The 17,098-nt window shown below is 43.8% G+C and carries 16 protein-coding genes and 1 other annotated feature; of the genes, 13 read left to right on the top strand and 3 right to left on the bottom strand.

All coding sequences use genetic code 11. The features are described from left to right. The first annotated feature begins 62 nt into the window (after positions 1-62). The 4 genes from CW749_RS12060 (at position 63) to CW749_RS12045 (ending at position 5,736) form a co-directional block, all read left to right on the top strand. Complete coding sequence (locus CW749_RS12060) at positions 63-1,010, top strand: TIGR01212 family radical SAM protein (protein ID WP_101112388.1); 948 nt, start codon at positions 63-65, stop codon at positions 1,008-1,010. A 66-nt stretch (positions 1,011-1,076) separates the two neighbouring features. Then, positions 1,077-2,810: a GGDEF domain-containing protein gene (locus CW749_RS12055; RefSeq protein WP_101112387.1), complete on the top strand. Its 1,734-nt coding sequence runs from the start codon at positions 1,077-1,079 to the stop codon at positions 2,808-2,810. A gap of 108 nt (positions 2,811-2,918) precedes the next feature. Further along, a complete protein-coding gene (gene arcB / locus CW749_RS12050; RefSeq protein WP_101112386.1) occupies positions 2,919-5,276 on the top strand; it encodes an aerobic respiration two-component sensor histidine kinase ArcB in 2,358 nt (785 codons plus the stop codon). A 1-nt stretch (position 5,277) separates the two neighbouring features. Then, entirely contained in the window at positions 5,278-5,736 is a 459-nt protein-coding gene (locus CW749_RS12045) for a hypothetical protein (protein ID WP_101112385.1), read from the top strand. 70 nt (positions 5,737-5,806) lie between these two features. On the opposite strand, the gene arcA is transcribed toward CW749_RS12045, so the two are convergent. Beyond that, on the bottom strand, positions 5,807-6,523 hold the full coding sequence (gene arcA / locus CW749_RS12040) for a two-component system response regulator ArcA (RefSeq protein WP_101112384.1): 717 nt from the start codon (positions 6,521-6,523) through the stop codon (positions 5,807-5,809). A 327-nt stretch (positions 6,524-6,850) separates the two neighbouring features. Between arcA and CW749_RS12035 the strand changes: the two genes are divergently transcribed. Further along, positions 6,851-7,243, top strand: coding sequence for a DUF3293 domain-containing protein (locus tag CW749_RS12035; RefSeq protein ID WP_101112383.1), 393 nt, complete (start codon positions 6,851-6,853; stop codon positions 7,241-7,243). Positions 7,244-7,377: 134 nt separating this feature from the next. After that, on the top strand, positions 7,378-7,863 hold the full coding sequence (locus tag CW749_RS12030) for a putative 4-hydroxy-4-methyl-2-oxoglutarate aldolase (RefSeq protein WP_101112382.1): 486 nt from the start codon (positions 7,378-7,380) through the stop codon (positions 7,861-7,863). A gap of 26 nt (positions 7,864-7,889) precedes the next feature. On the opposite strand, the gene CW749_RS12025 is transcribed toward CW749_RS12030, so the two are convergent. Further along, on the bottom strand, positions 7,890-8,363 hold the full coding sequence (locus CW749_RS12025) for a ribonuclease regulator (protein ID WP_101112381.1): 474 nt from the start codon (positions 8,361-8,363) through the stop codon (positions 7,890-7,892). 363 nt (positions 8,364-8,726) lie between these two features. After that, positions 8,727-8,851: a sequence feature (Thr leader region), on the top strand. 29 nt (positions 8,852-8,880) lie between these two features. Here CW749_RS12025 and thrA point away from each other — a divergent pair. Genes thrA through thrC form a run of 3 tightly spaced genes read left to right on the top strand, consistent with a single transcriptional unit; the run spans position 8,881 to position 13,579 of the window. Beyond that, a complete protein-coding gene (gene thrA / locus CW749_RS12020) occupies positions 8,881-11,340 on the top strand; it encodes a bifunctional aspartate kinase/homoserine dehydrogenase I (RefSeq protein WP_101112380.1) in 2,460 nt (819 codons plus the stop codon). A 2-nt stretch (positions 11,341-11,342) separates the two neighbouring features. After that, positions 11,343-12,299: a homoserine kinase gene (thrB, locus tag CW749_RS12015; RefSeq protein ID WP_101112379.1), complete on the top strand. Its 957-nt coding sequence runs from the start codon at positions 11,343-11,345 to the stop codon at positions 12,297-12,299. Then, positions 12,296-13,579 (top strand): threonine synthase, encoded by a 1,284-nt coding sequence (thrC, locus tag CW749_RS12010; protein ID WP_101112378.1) that lies wholly within the window; start codon positions 12,296-12,298, stop codon positions 13,577-13,579. The genes thrB and thrC overlap by 4 nt, the downstream gene beginning before the upstream one ends. Positions 13,580-13,681: 102 nt before the next feature. Here the strand turns inward: thrC and grcA are convergent, their stop codons facing one another. Then, positions 13,682-14,059 (bottom strand): autonomous glycyl radical cofactor GrcA, encoded by a 378-nt coding sequence (gene grcA, locus CW749_RS12005; RefSeq protein WP_101112377.1) that lies wholly within the window; start codon positions 14,057-14,059, stop codon positions 13,682-13,684. Between the two features lie 342 nt (positions 14,060-14,401). On the opposite strand from grcA, the gene nfo reads away from it, so the two are divergent. The 4 genes from nfo to CW749_RS11990 all read left to right on the top strand — a co-directional run bounded on the left by nfo (position 14,402) and on the right by CW749_RS11990 (position 16,986). Continuing rightward, positions 14,402-15,259 carry a deoxyribonuclease IV gene (gene nfo, locus CW749_RS12000; protein WP_101112376.1) on the top strand — a complete coding sequence of 286 codons (858 nt, stop codon included), beginning with the start codon at positions 14,402-14,404 and terminating at the stop codon, positions 15,257-15,259. Between the two features lie 77 nt (positions 15,260-15,336). Then, entirely contained in the window at positions 15,337-15,468 is a 132-nt protein-coding gene (locus tag CW749_RS28545; protein WP_263422434.1) for a hypothetical protein, read from the top strand. Positions 15,469-15,681: 213 nt separating this feature from the next. Then, positions 15,682-16,359 carry a uracil-DNA glycosylase gene (gene ung / locus CW749_RS11995; RefSeq protein ID WP_101112375.1) on the top strand — a complete coding sequence of 226 codons (678 nt, stop codon included), beginning with the start codon at positions 15,682-15,684 and terminating at the stop codon, positions 16,357-16,359. A gap of 75 nt (positions 16,360-16,434) precedes the next feature. Continuing rightward, the gene (locus CW749_RS11990) at positions 16,435-16,986 is read left to right on the top strand and encodes a hemerythrin domain-containing protein (protein ID WP_101112374.1); all 552 of its coding nucleotides are present in this window, start codon (positions 16,435-16,437) and stop codon (positions 16,984-16,986) included. The last annotated feature ends 112 nt before the right edge of the window (positions 16,987-17,098 follow it).

The following is a 17,098-nucleotide window of genomic DNA, read 5'->3' as shown; positions in this document are numbered from 1 at the left end:
CATATGACACAAGTTTTTCGATCTTAAAGAAGATTCTTTTGTAGAGGTGTTAACTCATAGCCATGAAACAATTGCACGAGTCGGTCAATACGTTGGGGCAAGACCTACAGCGGAGGTACGGTGAGAAAGTTCATAAATTGACGTTGCATGGTGGATTTAATTGCCCAAACCGAGATGGAACGATTGGTCGAGGAGGCTGCACTTTTTGTAATGTGGCTTCGTTTGCTGATGAGCAAGCTCAAGTTAAGAGCATTAAAGAGCAACTCGCAGATAGAGCGGGTGAGATAAGTCGAGCGAAAAAGTACCTAGCCTATTTCCAGGCATACACCAGCACGTACGCTGAAGTGCAAGTGTTACGCAGTATGTATGAAGAAGCGTTGGAACAAGCGGATATTGTGGGTTTGTGTGTTGGCACCCGACCGGACTGCGTGCCAGATGCTGTACTGGAATTACTGACCGAATACTTGAGTAAAGGGTATGAAATCTGGCTGGAATTGGGGTTGCAGACAGCAAACAACAATACGCTGAAACGGATAAACCGAGGGCATGATTTTGAGTGCTACTCGCGCATTACTCAAAAAGCGCGACAGTTGGGCATCAAAGTGTGTACTCATCTTATTGTCGGGCTACCAGGAGAGGGTAAGCTGGATTGTATAGAGACTATAGACAAAGTTGTCGATGTGGGCACAGACGGTATTAAGCTTCACCCTCTTCATATTGTAGATGGAAGCATCATGGCTAAAAGTTGGCTGGCAGAAAGGCTCGTTGCGCCAGAACTTGAATGGTACGTGGATATTGCGTCTGAGATGATTCGCAGGACACCACCTGAGGTTGTTTATCATAGAGTTTCAGCGACAGCGAGAAGGCCAACTTTACTGGCTCCGATGTGGTGTGAACAGCGCTGGCTGGCGATGACTGAAATTGGGCACCATCTGGATAAGCTAGGCGCACAAGGAAGTTTACTTAACCAACCCTATGAATTTGTTGATCCCAAACGGTTAGTTGAATAATTCATTTAAGCGCTCATTCCCCTATTTGTGTACAATCTGGACGGGCAATCAAGAGCGACGATCACGATGGAAGAATTTATTCACTGGCTTTGGGATAACACCCACGGGTTTGGTATCGATATTTTCGCGATATTGGTAGGATTCAGCCTGGCAATTGGTGCGAAGTTGTATTTTCAAAGGCAACTCAATGAGCTGATTCAAAATACCCCAACGGCCATGATTGCCATCGATGCTCATAGTGGCAAGCTACTTGATGCGAATACGGAAGCTCTTCAACTTTTGGCCATTAGGCGAGTAGGGGAGCAATACCTTTTCCCTAATTCGGTTTCTTCAACCGATTTGCTCCATCTATTGAATGACGCGTTTGATGACCAGCGCAAGAATCTATCCTATCGATTTTCTGTTTCACAGCATCATGAAGTAAACACCACCTTATCGGGACGAAAAACAGCTTACTTAGGGAAGAAAGCTTGGATTTTGTACTTAACACCTTATCAATCGACCGAAAGTGAGCTTGATGAAAAGCAGCAAGATTTGCTGATTTCAAAGCGGGTCTTGGACTCCATCTCGCAGCCAGTTTTTTATACAGATAAAAATGGGGAGCTGATCGGGAGCAATAGAGCGTTCGATCTTTTTTGGAAAGGAAGGTCAAGTGAAGGCACTAAAAGTGCGAAACAGCTGAGCCAGCAAAAGCACGGTCAGCAGCGCTGGACTACGTCTTCAGATGGTCATGCTTGCTTGTTAGAGACTCATATTAAAATGCTAACCGATGAAAACGGCGATGTGATAGGCAGTATCGGTATTAGTCTTGATGTGACCGACTGGCATAACAGCCAGCAAATATTGCGCGATGAAATGGAGCGCAGTAAAGACACTGAAATTGCCCTCGCACAGCGTGACACGATATTGCAATCGATATTAGAAGCCAGCCCCGATCCGATTGGTTTATTCAACCAAAATCGAATTTATGAAGCCTGTAATCAGCCTTATGTTGAAGCTCTTGGGGTCGCAACACCTAATGATTTGATTGGTAAGCGAGTGGAAGAGGTTGTTTCTCGCAAAGCTTACATGCGCTACAAAGACAGTGACGACAAAGTAATGCAGGAAGGCACCTCGCTACGCTATATCGATCGTATCGAACACAGTAATGGTGATGTTACTTGGTACGACGTAGTAAAAGCACCCTATCGGAACCCTGCATCAGGTACAAACGGTGTGTTGGTCATGGCGCGAGATGTCTCTGAACGATTCATCGTGGAAGAGCAACTCGAAAAAGCAAATCGAGAGCTGGAGAAACTGAGCTTCATTGATGGCTTAACAAAAGTTGCGAATCGCCGACGCTTCGATGAGCAGCTAGAGTTGTTATGGCGTTTGCACGTTCGTCAGCACAAGCCCCTGACCGTCATGCTGTGCGACGTAGACCATTTTAAAGACTACAACGACAACTATGGTCACCAAAAAGGGGACTCTGCGCTTATTGCTCTTGCGTCGACTTTCGAGAAGGTACTCTCTCGAGCTTCTGACTGTGTTGCGCGATATGGTGGAGAAGAGTTTGCCTTTATTTTACCCGACACAACATCGGAAGGGGCGAAGCGAGTTGCAGAAAATATTCATCAATACGTTCATGATTTGAATATTGTTCATGAACACTCTGGTGTAGCGGATCGCATTACTTTAAGCATCGGCATCGTGTCATACATTCCGGCGATATCAGAAGTGCCCAGCCAATTGGTGGCTATGGCGGACCAAGCGTTATACAAAGCCAAACAGAAGGGACGAAATCAGTCTCAATTTGTTTGAATTCATTGTTTTAACGTGGATGTGAAGCATCAATAAGAATCTTTTTTTGGCTACCGTTACAATACGGATTTCTGTCACGCTGCCACCCTCATTTTATACGGAGCTTTCATGAAGCCGATGAAAAACTTGGCGCAATACTATGTCGACTTGTTGGTCAAATTAGGGATTGTGCGTTTCTCCATTCTTTTGGCATTAGCCTTAGTTGCTCTCGCGGTATTTGTTCAGGTAGGAATTACGCTTGCCCTACAAGGTACTGTCGACAATATCGATATTGTTCGCTCCGTTTTCTTTGGTTTGGTGATCACACCATGGGCGGTCTACTTCCTTTCTGTGGTGGTGGATCAGCTGGAAGAATCACGTCAGCGTCTTTCCAAGTTGGTATCCAAACTTAAAGATATGCGATCGCGCGATCAGGAACTGAATCAACAGCTGCAAGAAAACATATTGCAGCTCAACCTAGAAATAGAAGAAAGACAAAAAGTCGAAGTCGCGCGTGAGCAATTGCTCACTGATATGGAAAACGAAGTCTTCCAAAGGGAAAAAGCGCAAGTGGAATTGGCGGAAAGAACGGCGTTACTTCGTTCCTTTATTGATGCGTCTCCCGACTTGATTTATTACCGCAACGCCAAAGGGGAGTTCTCTGGCTGTAACCGCGCAATGGAAGATCTAACGGGCAAGCGCGAACACGATCTAGTGGGCTTGACGCCTTGGGATGTATACAGCAAGGAAGTCGCGCAGCAAGTTGTGGAAACCGATGAGCAAGTTTTTTCGCACAATAACTCACTCACTTACGAGCAGTGGCTGGAATACCCCGATGGCAAAAAAGCGTATTTTGAATTGCGAAAGGTGCCGTTTTACAGCAAAGAGGGTAAGCACCTCGGTTTGGTTGGGTTTGGTCGTGATATCACTGAGCGGAAAAAATACCAAGATGCGTTAGAAAAAGCGAGTCAGGACAAAACCACGTTTATTTCGACAATTAGCCATGAACTGCGTACACCATTGAACGGTATTGTGGGTTTAAGTCGAATGTTACTGGATACCAAGCTATCTCAAGAGCAGCGCCAATACATGCAAACCATCAATGTGTCTGCGGTCAGTCTGGGCAACATATTCAATGACATCATTGATATGGATAAGTTTGATCGTCGCAAATTGGAGCTGTTCCCCAAAACTTTGGACTTTACCGAGTTCGTTTTAGAAATCGAAAGCTTGTCGAGCTTGATGGCAGAACAGAAAGGGCTTCGTTTCGATTTAGAAAGGCTAACAGAATTACCGTCGGGCATCGATGTGGATGCCACTCGCCTTCGCCAAGTACTGTGGAACTTAATCAGCAATGCCATGAAATTCACCAAAGAAGGTGGCGTGGTGATGAGCGTGAGTGCCGAAATATTTACCGATCAGGCTGAGATTGTTATCGAAATCGAAGATACCGGCATAGGTATTCCAGACGCGGAACTAGAGAAAATCTTTGCGATGTATTACCAAGTGAAATCGGGCAAAGACAACTTACACGCCGTTGGAACAGGTATTGGTTTAGCGGTTTCTCATCAACTAATTAACATGATGGGAGGCGATATTGTTGCATCAAGTGAAGAAGGGTTTGGAAGCACCTTTACCGTTACGTTAAAAGCACCGCTAGTCGAGATAGACCCTCAAGAGTCAGTTGTTGCACCAAGTTCCGATCGCCATTTACGAATCTTCATGGTCGAAGATATCGAGCTGAATGTTACCGTTGCACGTTCATTACTTGAAAGCCTTGGGCACAGCGTAGAGGTCGCAATGACGGGTGAAGAAGCGATCGCCTTATTTAAGCCAAGCGACTTTGATTTGGTTTTGTTGGATATTCAATTACCGGACATGACTGGGTTTGATGTAGCGGCATACTTCAGAGATCACTATGAACACCTTCCTCCACTCGTCGCTCTTACTGCCAACGTGTTGAAGGATAAAGATGAGTACTTCCAGAACGGAATGGATGAAGTAATCAGCAAGCCGTTATCAGTGAAAGGCATCAAAAAAGCGCTATCACTTTCTGATTTTTCTTCCAGTAATGTTGAAAATGAATGTAAAGAAGAACAAGAAGTTAGTACCCCTGCTGAAACACAGATAACGAATCAAATCTTAGATCTGGAAATGCTAGAATCCTACGTTGGAATAGTGGGGACAGGTCCAGTATTTGACAGCATTAAATTGTTTGAAGATATGATGCCGAGCTACATGGATGTATTGGATTCCAATATGACGGCGAAGGATCAGGCTGGCATTGTATCCGAAGCACATAAAATCAAAGGAGCAGCGGGCTCCATTGGCCTAAAACACATTCAAAGTGTGGCACAAAAAGCGCAATCACCAGAGCTGGCAGCATGGTGGGAAAATATACACGATTGGGTCGAAGAGATTCGCAATGGTTATCAACCCGATATCGATATTCTTAAAGCGTGGTTAGAAAACGAAAAAGGAAAATAAAATGAAAAAGCTTGCCTTAATGGCGGTATTAGCTGTGGCTGGGTGTGCACAACAAGATAGAGATGCTAATCAAGTGCCTTGGGAAAAAAGTACTGCGCAAGAGACCATTGCTGGCGCAACCGTGCGAATGACGGTGAACCTCTGGTTAAACAAAATGCCGGGTATTGATGGTGAACAAGGTCTATTGCTTCACGGATCTCTTTATCTAGAGGGACGTGAAGATTTACCTGCAGATTTGGATGCAAGTGCTCTCATCATAAAGCAGGGCGATTTAGTGCAATGGGTCGCGTTGGAAAGCATTGACGTACGCAACCATAGTGGCAACCGTTGGGAAGTCGCATTTAGCACGGATATGCCATTGAGTGACATTGAGAGTGTGGATGTTGGGTTGCAGCTGGCTGATACAGAAAACACATACTGGCTGACGCAAGAAAAAGTGAAAGTGGACAGCGTTTACTAGTTCTTGGTAGAGGTTACATGTACAAAAAAAGCCGATGGATTCATCGGCTTTTTACTATAAGCGCGTAGGCTTACTCGTCTAAATCACCACAAAAGCGGTAACCTTCACCGTGGATGGTGGCGATGATTTCTGGTGTGTCTGCAACCGATTCAAAATGCTTACGAATACGGCGAATGGTAACGTCTACTGTACGATCGTGTGGCTTAAGCTCGCGACCGGTCATCTTCTTCAGAAGGTCGGCACGTGTTTGAATCTTGCCTGGGTTTTCACAGAAGTGAAGCAATGCTCGGAATTCAGAACGAGGAAGCTTATAGCTGTCGCCAGAAGGGCTAACAAGAGAGCGACTGTTGATGTCTAATTCCCAACCATTAAATTCATACTTTTCGACGCTGCGTTTTTCTTCTTGAACAACGCCATTCGTCATAGAACGATTGAGAAGATTACGAGCACGAATCGTTAATTCACGAGGGTTGAATGGCTTGGTGATGTAGTCATCCGCTCCAATTTCTAGACCTAGGATCTTGTCTACTTCGTTATCACGACCTGTCAGGAACATGAGTGCTACATTTGCTTGCTCGCGGAGTTCGCGCGCCAGCAACAGACCATTTTTACCTGGTAGGTTGATATCCATGATAACCAAGTTAACTTGGTTGTCAGCAAGTACACGATGCATTTCTTCACCATCACTTGCTTCGTAGACAGTATATCCCTCTGCTTCGAAAATGCTTTTCAGCGTATTGCGGGTTACTTGCTCATCTTCAACGATGAGAATCTGCGGGGTTTGCATTGGCGGTACCTAAATTGTAACTAAAACTGTGCTAATAGAATAAATTCTAGGCAGAAAAATAACATACAGGTAAAGTGTTCTTGATAATAAACGATACTACGCAAAAAAACACCACCTTCACACGGTACGCCGTCCTTGGAAGTCTGATTTTGTAAGACTAAATCCTATGTCATGCTTGCTTTCTGCCATTTGCTGAACTGGATTTTATATTGTTAACAGCTTGCTAACAACGCCCAAATTCCAATTCCATTCACTTTGTTGATTTATATCAATAGAAGAAAACTAACAAGAATAGATAGTAAATGTATATAAAAAGTTGAAATTTTTATGCAGATTGATAGCACTCTCAAACAAGCCTATGTAGAAACATTCTTTTACATAGACCAAACAATCGGTTTTTCCAGTTTTTGCGTAATAACTGCTTGTAATCCAAGAAGTATAATACTGAGTGATGAGGAAAATCTGCGAAGAAATTCACAGTTAGAGTCGCTGTTACAACTCAATAAAACGCTACATTTGTTGGCTGGCGACATCAATTTAGAGTGGAGTGAAGCCAGCTATGCTGTAGAAATATCACTACAAAATGGCTTGGATTTAGCAAAGGCATTTGACCAAAATGCCATTTATTACGTGGAATCCGGTGAGCTGTATTTAGCATTTGTTACCGGAGAGATAGAAAATATAGGTAAATTTGAAAGCAAGGTAAAACCGATGCCTTAGCGGTTGTATACCTTAGGAAAACGGATATGTAACTTGTGGCGAGCTTTACCTACCTATGAATTTTAGTGCTTCAGGTGGCATAAGGGGATCCACAGTTTATAGTTAAATAAGCAGGAATATTTCAAGGAGGATTCATGAAAGACTTACTGCCTGATCTCTGTGATCAGTATGAAGACCAATTAACCTTACTCGACTTACCTCTACAAAACTTTGGGCAAAGAGCTGCGTTTTGGGGGGAGATAGTCACTGTGCGTTGTTTTCACGACAATTCCAAAGTGAAAGAAATGCTAAAAGAGAATGGAAAAGGAAAAGTATTGGTTGTCGATGGCAATGGTTCAAGTGAGCGAGCTCTAATGGGAGACCAAGTTGCATTAACCGCTCTAAACAACCAATGGGAGGGAGTCGTGATTTGGGGGGCGGTTCGAGATGTTGGAGCGTTATCTGAAATAGACTTAGGCGTGAAAGCGTTAACTTCCTGCCCTTTCAAAACAGAGAAAAGAGACATAGGTGAAACTCAAGTTGGTCTAACGATTCAAGGACAAATGATTCAACCTGGGGATTACCTGTATTCCGATTGGAATGGGATTGTCATTTCTAAAGAAGAGTTGAAAGTGAGCTAACAGGCTCAGAATGGTTGGAGTTGGATTTAGAAGCGGAAGCCTAATCCAACTTCAACGCCACCTTTTTGAAGCTCTTCGTAATCTAAGGTCGCGTGGATATCTAAATTTTCAGATAATTTTAATCGGCTAGACAGTTCAGCCGAAATCAGCTTTTCTTGTGGGTTGCTGCTGTTATCTTCGTAGGATTTTGAAGCTCTAAGGCTACTGTTTACTGAAAAAGATTCATTAAACGTGTAGTTCACTCCACTTAAGAAACCGTTATAACGAGGTGATTCTGAATTCGTGATACTTGCGCCAACATACAAGTCAACAGAATCAAATAGATTGTAGGAATAGCCACTGTCTATTTGCCAACTATCAAACTGAGTATTTGGTTGAGATTGACTCGATATAAACCAGCTGTGTGAAGATGGTTTCTCAGGGTTGAGTAGTGGTAGGCTTTCAGCAAAAGAAGTTGCAGGAATAGCGAGCAGACTCATTACGAGAAATAGTTTCTTCATATTTTGCCTCCCTGCTGAATAATCTACTTAGTGAATATAGCGTATCTGTAAAGCTACAACGATCTTTTTTTCGGGATTGATCATACTCTGGGATCATACTCACCTAAACACAGTATTTTGTCAAAGAATGATGATTCGCTTATATATGCACAAATTTTATAATAACTGAGCGAAGATTTATGATTGGCTCAAATAATAAGTTGATTATTAATATTTTTGTCGCGCAATGTTCTAAGTCTCATCTTTCACTGAGTCGAGTAAAAAGCAAAAAAAATAATCTTTTCATTGACTCTGATACAGAAAATCGGTAAACGTAAATGTAAGCAAACACACGTACACGATAAGATAAAATATATTCATGCTTAATCACCGCTCAATAGTGACTACCACCATTATTATTACCGACATTCGAATTGTTGGGGCGGGCTGGTAAGCGAAAGAAATTTCAAAAAAAGGCCTGTATCCCACGAGATACAGGCCTTTTTTTATGCAGGTTTAAAATATACCGGAGGAAGGGATGCGAGTTTTAAAATTTGGTGGATCGTCGCTAGCAGACGCAGATCGCTTTTTGAGAGCGGCGGACATCATTGCAAACAACGCAAAGCAAGAGCAAGTCGCTGTAGTACTTTCAGCACCAGGGAAGACAACCAACAAATTGGTGTCTGTTATTGAAGGGGCATTGCGTAATGGTGAGGCAGATTTGCAAATCGCAGAGCTTGAGTCATCTCTGCAAGCTTTGTTCGATGACGTTAAAAAACACGTGCCCGATCTCGCCAGCGCAGGTTTTTCAAATCAATTAAAAACTTCTTTAAATCAGTTGAAGCAGTTTGTTCACGGAATCAACCTTTTGGGTATGTGTCCGAACAACGTCAATGCTCGTATCATCAGTAAAGGTGAACGAATTTCCATTCAGCTAATGAAAGCAGTATTGGAAGCCAAAGGGCACCCATCTTTTCTCATCGATCCTGTCGAATACCTCGTCGCTAAGGGTGACCATCTAGAAGCGATGGTCGATGTGGAAGTGTCTACACAAAATTTCCGAAACAATCCTCTTCCAAAAGATCATGTCTACATCATGCCTGGTTTTACTGCTGGTAATGATAAAGGTGAGTTAGTGACGCTTGGGCGTAACGGCTCCGATTATTCCGCTGCTGTGTTAGCTGCTTGCTTGCGTGCTGAGTGTTGCGAAATTTGGACTGATGTTGATGGGGTATACAACTGCGATCCTCGCTTGGTTGATGATGCTCGTTTACTTAAATCTCTTAGTTATCAAGAAGCGATGGAGCTTTCATACTTTGGTGCTTCCGTTCTGCATCCAAAGACTATTGCGCCTATCGCTCAATTCCACATTCCTTGTCTGATCAAAAACAGCTTTAACCCGCAAGGCGCGGGTACGCTAATTGGGCAAGACACAGGTGAAGACAACCTTGCAATCAAAGGTATCACGACCCTTAGTAAACTGACTATGGTGAACGTATCTGGTCCTGGTATGAAGGGCATGGTTGGTATGGCAAGCCGAGTGTTCGGAGCAATGTCATCAGCCGGTATTTCCATTGTTTTGATTACGCAGTCTTCATCTGAATACAGCATCAGCTTCTGTATTGAACAAGCCGATAAAGCCAACGCAGAGCAAGTATTGAGTGACGCATTTGAACTCGAACTAAAAGATGGTTTGCTAGAGCCTGTTGAGTTCATAAATGATGTCGCCATCGTAACGCTTGTGGGTGATGGTATGCGTACTTCTCGCGGTGTTGCATCTCGTTTCTTTGCGTCTCTAACGGAAGTGAATGTGAACGTTGTTGCGATTGCTCAAGGTTCTTCAGAGCGTGCGATTTCCGCTGTGATTCCTGAAGATAAAGTATCTGAAGCTATCAAAGCGTGTCATGAAAACCTGTTCAATTCGAAACACTTCCTTGATGTATTTGTGGTTGGTGTCGGCGGTGTAGGTGGTGAGTTGGTCGATCAGATAGAGCGCCAACAAGCCAAGCTGGCAGATAAAGGCATCGTTATTCGAGTTTGCGGATTAGCAAACAGCAAGGGCTTACTTTTAGACAGCAAAGGCTTACCTCTGGATCACTGGCGTGATCGCATGACACACGCGACAGAAGAATTGAGTCTTGCTCGCCTAATTGCTTTGGTTCAGCGTAACCACATCATCAACCCAGTACTGGTTGATTGCACATCGAGTGAAGATATTGCGAACCAATACGCGGATTTCCTGGCCGCTGGATTCCACGTGGTAACGCCAAACAAAAAAGCGAACACAGCAAGCATGGCTTACTACCATCAATTACGCGATGTTGCTCGCTCTTCTCGCCGTAAGCTTATGTACGAAACAACGGTAGGGGCTGGGCTTCCGGTTATTGAAAACTTACAAAACTTGATTTCAGCTGGCGATGAATTAGAGAAATTTAACGGCATCCTTTCTGGTTCTTTGTCTTACATCTTTGGCAAGTTGGATGAAGGCATGACGCTGAGCCAAGCGACTAATATTGCAAAAGATAATGGATTCACCGAACCGGATCCGCGCGATGATTTGTCTGGTATGGATGTGGCTCGAAAACTTCTTATATTGGCACGTGAAGCGGGTTTTGAACTGGAGTTGGATGATGTTGTAGTTGAAGCGGCATTACCTCCTGGTTTCGATGATAGCGGCAGCGTGGAAGAGTTTATGGAAAGGCTGCCAGAAGCTGATGCACACTTCAGTGAACTTTCTAAGAATGCTGCAGAAGAAGGCAAAGTGCTTCGTTATATCGGCGAAATCTTGGATGGAAACTGTAAAGTGAGCATTGCTGCTGTGGATGAAAACGATCCGATGTTTAAGATTAAAGACGGTGAAAATGCCTTGGCATTCTACAGCCGCTACTATCAACCGATTCCGTTAGTGCTTCGTGGTTATGGTGCAGGTACAGAGGTTACGGCAGCAGGTGTATTTGCTGATGTTATGCGTACGTTAGGCTGGAAATTAGGAGTATAAGAATGAGTGTAGTGGTTTATGCTCCTGCCTCTATAGGCAATGTGAGTGTTGGCTTTGATGTGCTTGGTGCTGCGGTTTCTCCAGTTGATGGCACGCTTTTAGGTGACCGTGTATTGGTAAAAGAAGGCGCTGAGTCGTTTACTCTTGATACTGCGGGCGATTTTGTCAGCAAGCTACCAACCAACCCAAAAGAAAATATTGTTTACGATTGCTGGCGTGTGTTTGCACGCGAGCTTGATAAAAAAAGTGTACCGCTAAAACCAGTACACATGGTGCTAGAAAAGAACATGCCGATAGGGTCGGGGCTTGGCTCCAGTGCGTGTTCTATTGTCGCGGCGCTGGACGCACTAAATCAATTCCACCAAAACCCACTCAACAAAATGGAACTTCTGGCGTTGATGGGAGAAATGGAAGGTCAAATTTCTGGTGGCATTCATTATGACAACGTCGCGCCTTGTTACCTTGGCGGGTTGCAACTGATGCTCGAGGAGCTGGGTATCATTTCACAAGAAGTACCATGCTTCGATGAATGGTATTGGGTTATGGCTTATCCTGGGATTAAAGTTTCTACGGCCGAAGCGCGTGAGATTCTGCCCTCTCAATATCGACGTCAGGACATCATTGCGCACGGTCGTCACCTTGGGGGCTTTATTCATGCATGTCACTCAGGCCAACCAGAGCTTGCAGCTAAGATGATCAAAGACGTGATCGCAGAACCATATCGTGAGAGACTGCTACCTGGCTTCGCCGATGCTCGTAAATACGCTGCAACCGCGGGTGCCCTAGCTACAGGTATTTCTGGTAGCGGTCCGACGCTGTTCAGTATTTGCAAAGAAAAAGATGTCGCCGAGCGCGTAGCGCGTTGGTTAGAACAGAATTACGTACAAAATGAGGAAGGGTTTGTTCATGTTTGCCGTTTAGACAAGCAGGGATCAACCGTAACAGGAAGTGAGCTATGAAGCTTTACAACATCAAAGAAAATGACGAACAAGTATCCTTTGGCCAAGCCGTGCGCCAAGGATTAGGCCGTAACCAAGGCTTATTTTTTCCTTCAGAACTGCCCAAGTTTGAAGATATCGATGCGCTGCTTGATGAAGATTTCGTTACACGCAGTAGCAAAATTCTTTCTGCTTTTATTGGTGAAGAATTATCAGCGGAGCAAGTAAACCAACTGGTTGATGCTGCGTTCCAATTCCCTGCGCCAATCAAGCAAGTAAAAGATGGCGTTTATGCGCTGGAGCTTTTCCACGGACCGACTCTTGCGTTTAAAGATTTCGGTGGTCGCTTTATGGCGCAATCACTGGCTGCGGTATCAGATGGTGGCAAAATTACCATCCTCACCGCGACATCTGGTGATACGGGTGCAGCCGTAGCGCATGCTTTCTATGGTATGGAAAACATCAATGTTGTGATTCTTTACCCGAAAGGCAAGATCAGCCCTATGCAAGAAAAGCTGTTCTGTACATTGGGTAAAAATATCCACACAGTGGCGATCAACGCCGATTTTGATGCGTGTCAGTCACTAGTGAAAAACGCATTTGATGATTCTGCGTTACGCGAAGAGATCGGTCTAAACTCTGCGAACTCTATCAACATCAGCCGTTTGATGGCGCAAATCTGCTACTACTTTGAAGCAGCAGCTCAAATGAGCAAAGCAGAGCGTGAGAACCTTGTTATTTCAGTACCAAGTGGCAACTTTGGTAACTTAACAGCAGGTTTATTAGCGAAAGCAATTGGTTTGCCTATCAAGCGTTTCATTGCAGCAACAAATGCAAATGATACGGTACCTCGCTACCTAGATACAGGGAAGTGGGATCCAAAACCAACAGTTGCAACTACATCAAATGCCATGGATGTCAGCCAGCCAAACAATTGGCCACGTATTGAAGAGCTTTGCCAGTTACAAGGCTGGGGTTTGGATACGTTGGGCAAAGGTGCAGTGACAGACGAGCAAAGTGCTGATTCAGTTCGAGAGCTGAATGATAAGGGCTACTTATGCGAGCCGCACGGCGCGATAGCGTATCGCGTTCTAGATGAGCAACTTCAAGAAGGCGAAACAGGGCTCTTCTTGTGTACTGCTCACCCAGCTAAATTCAAGGAAGTGGTCGATGACGTTCTAGGTGCGGATATCGATGTCCCAGCACCACTTGCGAAGCACGCTGCGATGGAGTTGTTGTCGGAAGAGTTGGACAACGATTTTGACGCATTAAAAGCAGTACTTCGTCGAGTTCAAAAATAACAAGCAGCGAAGTTCCCAAAGCCTGCAACCTATAAAAAAACAGCGCTCATTGAGCGCTGTTTTTTTATCTGATAACCCCGAAGGGTATTCAATCAGCTTATCTTATAGAGACTCTGTAAACGTACGAGCAATAACGTCGCGTTGCTGTTCTTGAGTCAGAGAGTTAAAACGTACCGCGTAGCCAGAAACACGAATTGTTAGCTGAGGGTAGTTCTCTGGGTTGTTTACCGCATCTTCTAACGTTTCACGCTTAAGAACGTTCACGTTTAGGTGTTGACCACCTTCGATACGTGGTGCGGTTTCAATCGCCACTTCACGGCTTTCGAATTCACCTAGGTCAGATGCAGGAATAACTTGATCAGCTTCGTAGCCTGCGTTAGCTGCTACACAACGCGCTTCATTTTTATCGTTATCCAATAGCCAGATTGAGTTAAGTAGATCGTCGTTTGCCGCTTTAGTAATTTGAATACCTTGGATCATTCCTGTCTCCTAGTCCACGTACGTGGTGATGAATTTTGATGTAAATTTCGATTTTGTGTCGAGCTAGCTATTATATAACCAATAACCTTTGAGATAATATTGATTTACGTCAAAAAACAACGACTTTTATTAAAAATCGACCAGTAAATTTATTGAGCTAAATCAATTAATCTTTATAAAACAAAGTATTTACAATTTATTTTAAGTTATCAAAAATATTTTATATCTATATTTGTTGTAATTTTACTACAAAATAAGGTGTGGTATTCATCGATAGTGACTCGAGGTCAATGGTTGGGTAGCATTGGTGAAAGACTTTCAGTCACAATTACAAGAGAGCATATGAAATACATTGGTGCACATGTTTCTGCTGCCGGTGGGGTCGATAAAGCCCCTCAGAGAGCGAAAGAGATCGGAGCAAATGCTTTTGCTCTTTTTACAAAAAACCAAAGGCAATGGGTAGCGAAGCCTTTGGAAGAGGACACCATTACTGCCTTTAAAAAACAGTGTGAAGTATATGGGTTCAGTGCTGACACCATTCTTCCTCACGATTCGTACCTGATTAATCTTGGTGCGCCCGAACAAGAGAAATTAGAAAAATCTAGGGCTGCCTTTATTGATGAGATGGTACGTTGCGAACAACTGGGATTGAAGTTGTTGAATTTTCATCCGGGTAGCCACCTAAAGAAGATATCTGAGCAGGAGTGTTTATCTCTAATTGCAGAATCGATCAATATCGCTCATCAGGCCGTTCCCAATGTAATTGCGGTGATAGAGAACACTGCAGGGCAAGGAACAAACCTAGGGTGGCGATTTGAACATCTTGCCGAGATCATTAACCAAGTCGAAGATAAATCTCGAGTCGGTGTATGCATCGATACTTGTCACGCTTTTACAGCAGGTTATGACCTTAGAACGTTTGAAGCTTGTGAGCAGACTTTTAGCGCGTTCGAAAACATTGTGGGAATGCACTATTTACGTGCAATGCATCTTAATGACTCCAAAGTGGAATTTGCTAGCCGTGTCGATAGGCACCATTCATTGGGTAAGGGAGAAATTGGCTGGGATTGTTTTCAATACATCGCACAAGATACACGATTTGATGGTATCCCTTTGATTCTAGAGACCATAGAGCCGGAGATATGGAAAGATGAGATACAAGCACTCCGCATGTACTACCAAAACTCACAGGAAAATTAGATAAGTTGGCACTGATCTTTCATAAGAAATACTGAGATGAGAAAACAGAATTTGTACTCTTATGTGAGGAGTGACTTATGAATAGCCAAGCACCTGTCGGTTCTACGACAAACAGCTCTGCGCCAAAACCGTTACCTTTGCCTAACCGATACCATAGAGGTACTGGGCATTGGAGAACGCCACAGCAAAGCAGACCTGCCAAGCGATAAGGTAATACGCTCCCAACCAGTGTGTTTGGAGTGATCTAAAACCCAAGCCAAACCAAGGCTTGGGTTCTTTTTTGTTCTTATATTCCACACATCTTCGTAAAAAACATCTCGAAAGGCTAACAGGCCCTAGCTACCCAAAAACGAACTCGGTATCCTTTCTAAGATCAATTCCCCTAGTTTGGGAATCTCTATTGGAATGAATGTGAGGGTATTATGAGCGAGTCGCTAACTTGGCACGACGTTATTGGTGAAGAGAAAAAAAACGCCTATTTTTCAGAGACAATGGAATTTGTTCGGCAAGAGCGTGCTAATGGAAAAGTCATCTACCCACCGGAAAGCGATGTTTTTAATGCGTTTAGGTTCACTGAGTTTCATGATGTGAGAGTGGTTTTGCTTGGCCAAGATCCTTATCACGGACCCAATCAGGCTCATGGCTTGTGTTTCTCGGTTTTACCTGGCATTAAATCGCCGCCTTCTCTCGTTAATATGTATAAAGAATTGGCGCAAGACATTCCTAATTTCACCATTCCTGACCACGGTTATCTGAAAAGTTGGGCACAGCAAGGCGTTTTGATGCTCAATACCGTGTTAACGGTCGAACAAGGGCAAGCGCATTCCCATGCAAAAACAGGCTGGGAAACCTTTACCGACAAGGTAATAGAAGCAGTTAATCAGCATAGAGAAGGCGTGGTGTTTTTACTTTGGGGTGCGCATGCTCAGAAGAAAGGACGCATGATTGATAGAAATAAACATCATGTACTTGCGGCACCTCATCCGTCTCCGCTTTCCGCTCATCGAGGTTTTTTTGGGTGCGGTCATTTTTCGCAAACCAATCATATTTTGCAGAAGCAAGGTCACACTCCTGTAAATTGGCAACCTGAAATTGATTAATTTTTAATCGATATCAAGGAAGGCTTCTTTTCTCATTCTTAAACTCAAATTGAGGATAAAAAGAGGAATGAAGCCATGATTATAGAAAAAATAAGGCGAGAACATGGTTATATGGTTCGTTTGTTGGCGATTTTGAGTTCCAAGCTTGAGCAGCTAAGAAATGAGAAAACCATTAACTACAGCTTAGTTAAAGAGATCATTGATTATTTAGCTATTCACTCACAGAAAACACACCACCCGAAAGAAGACATTCTTTACCTTCATTTTGCCAACCACTATGGAAACCAGCAAAAAATCGATGATCTTGAGAAGGAGCACGTAGCCTTATCTAAAGTGACAGAAGCGTTTCAAAATACGGTAGAAATGATATTGCACGATGCAGTGATCCCATCAGACATGTTTGCATTGCAGCTGGAAGAGTTCATTTCGCGGCAGAAGGGGCATTTGGAAATGGAAGAGAGAGATGTTCTTCCGAAAATAGCCAAAGTTTTTACTGCGGCAGATTGGCGGGCGGTCGAAAGCCAATGGCTTCATGATGATGAAGACCCAGTATTCGGCAACACAATAGCCGATCAATACCGTCTGCTAGCGGCAAGAGTCAGGCAAACCGAGTTTGAAAGCACTTAACCTGTTTTGACACGAGAAAGATTCAAACGAGCAGATTTTCAAGCGAGAAAGCAGACAAGCTGCCGCTAAGCAAAGACTCGGAAAACGGTAAGTTCTCGACGGTAATGACAAA

The organism is Vibrio sp. vnigr-6D03 (assembly GCF_002835515.1).
In the GTDB taxonomy this organism is placed as follows: Bacteria; Pseudomonadota; Gammaproteobacteria; order Enterobacterales; family Vibrionaceae; genus Vibrio; species Vibrio penaeicida.
The sequence above is the reverse complement of the archived record's forward strand: the minus strand, read 5'-3'. Positions and strand labels throughout refer to the sequence as shown.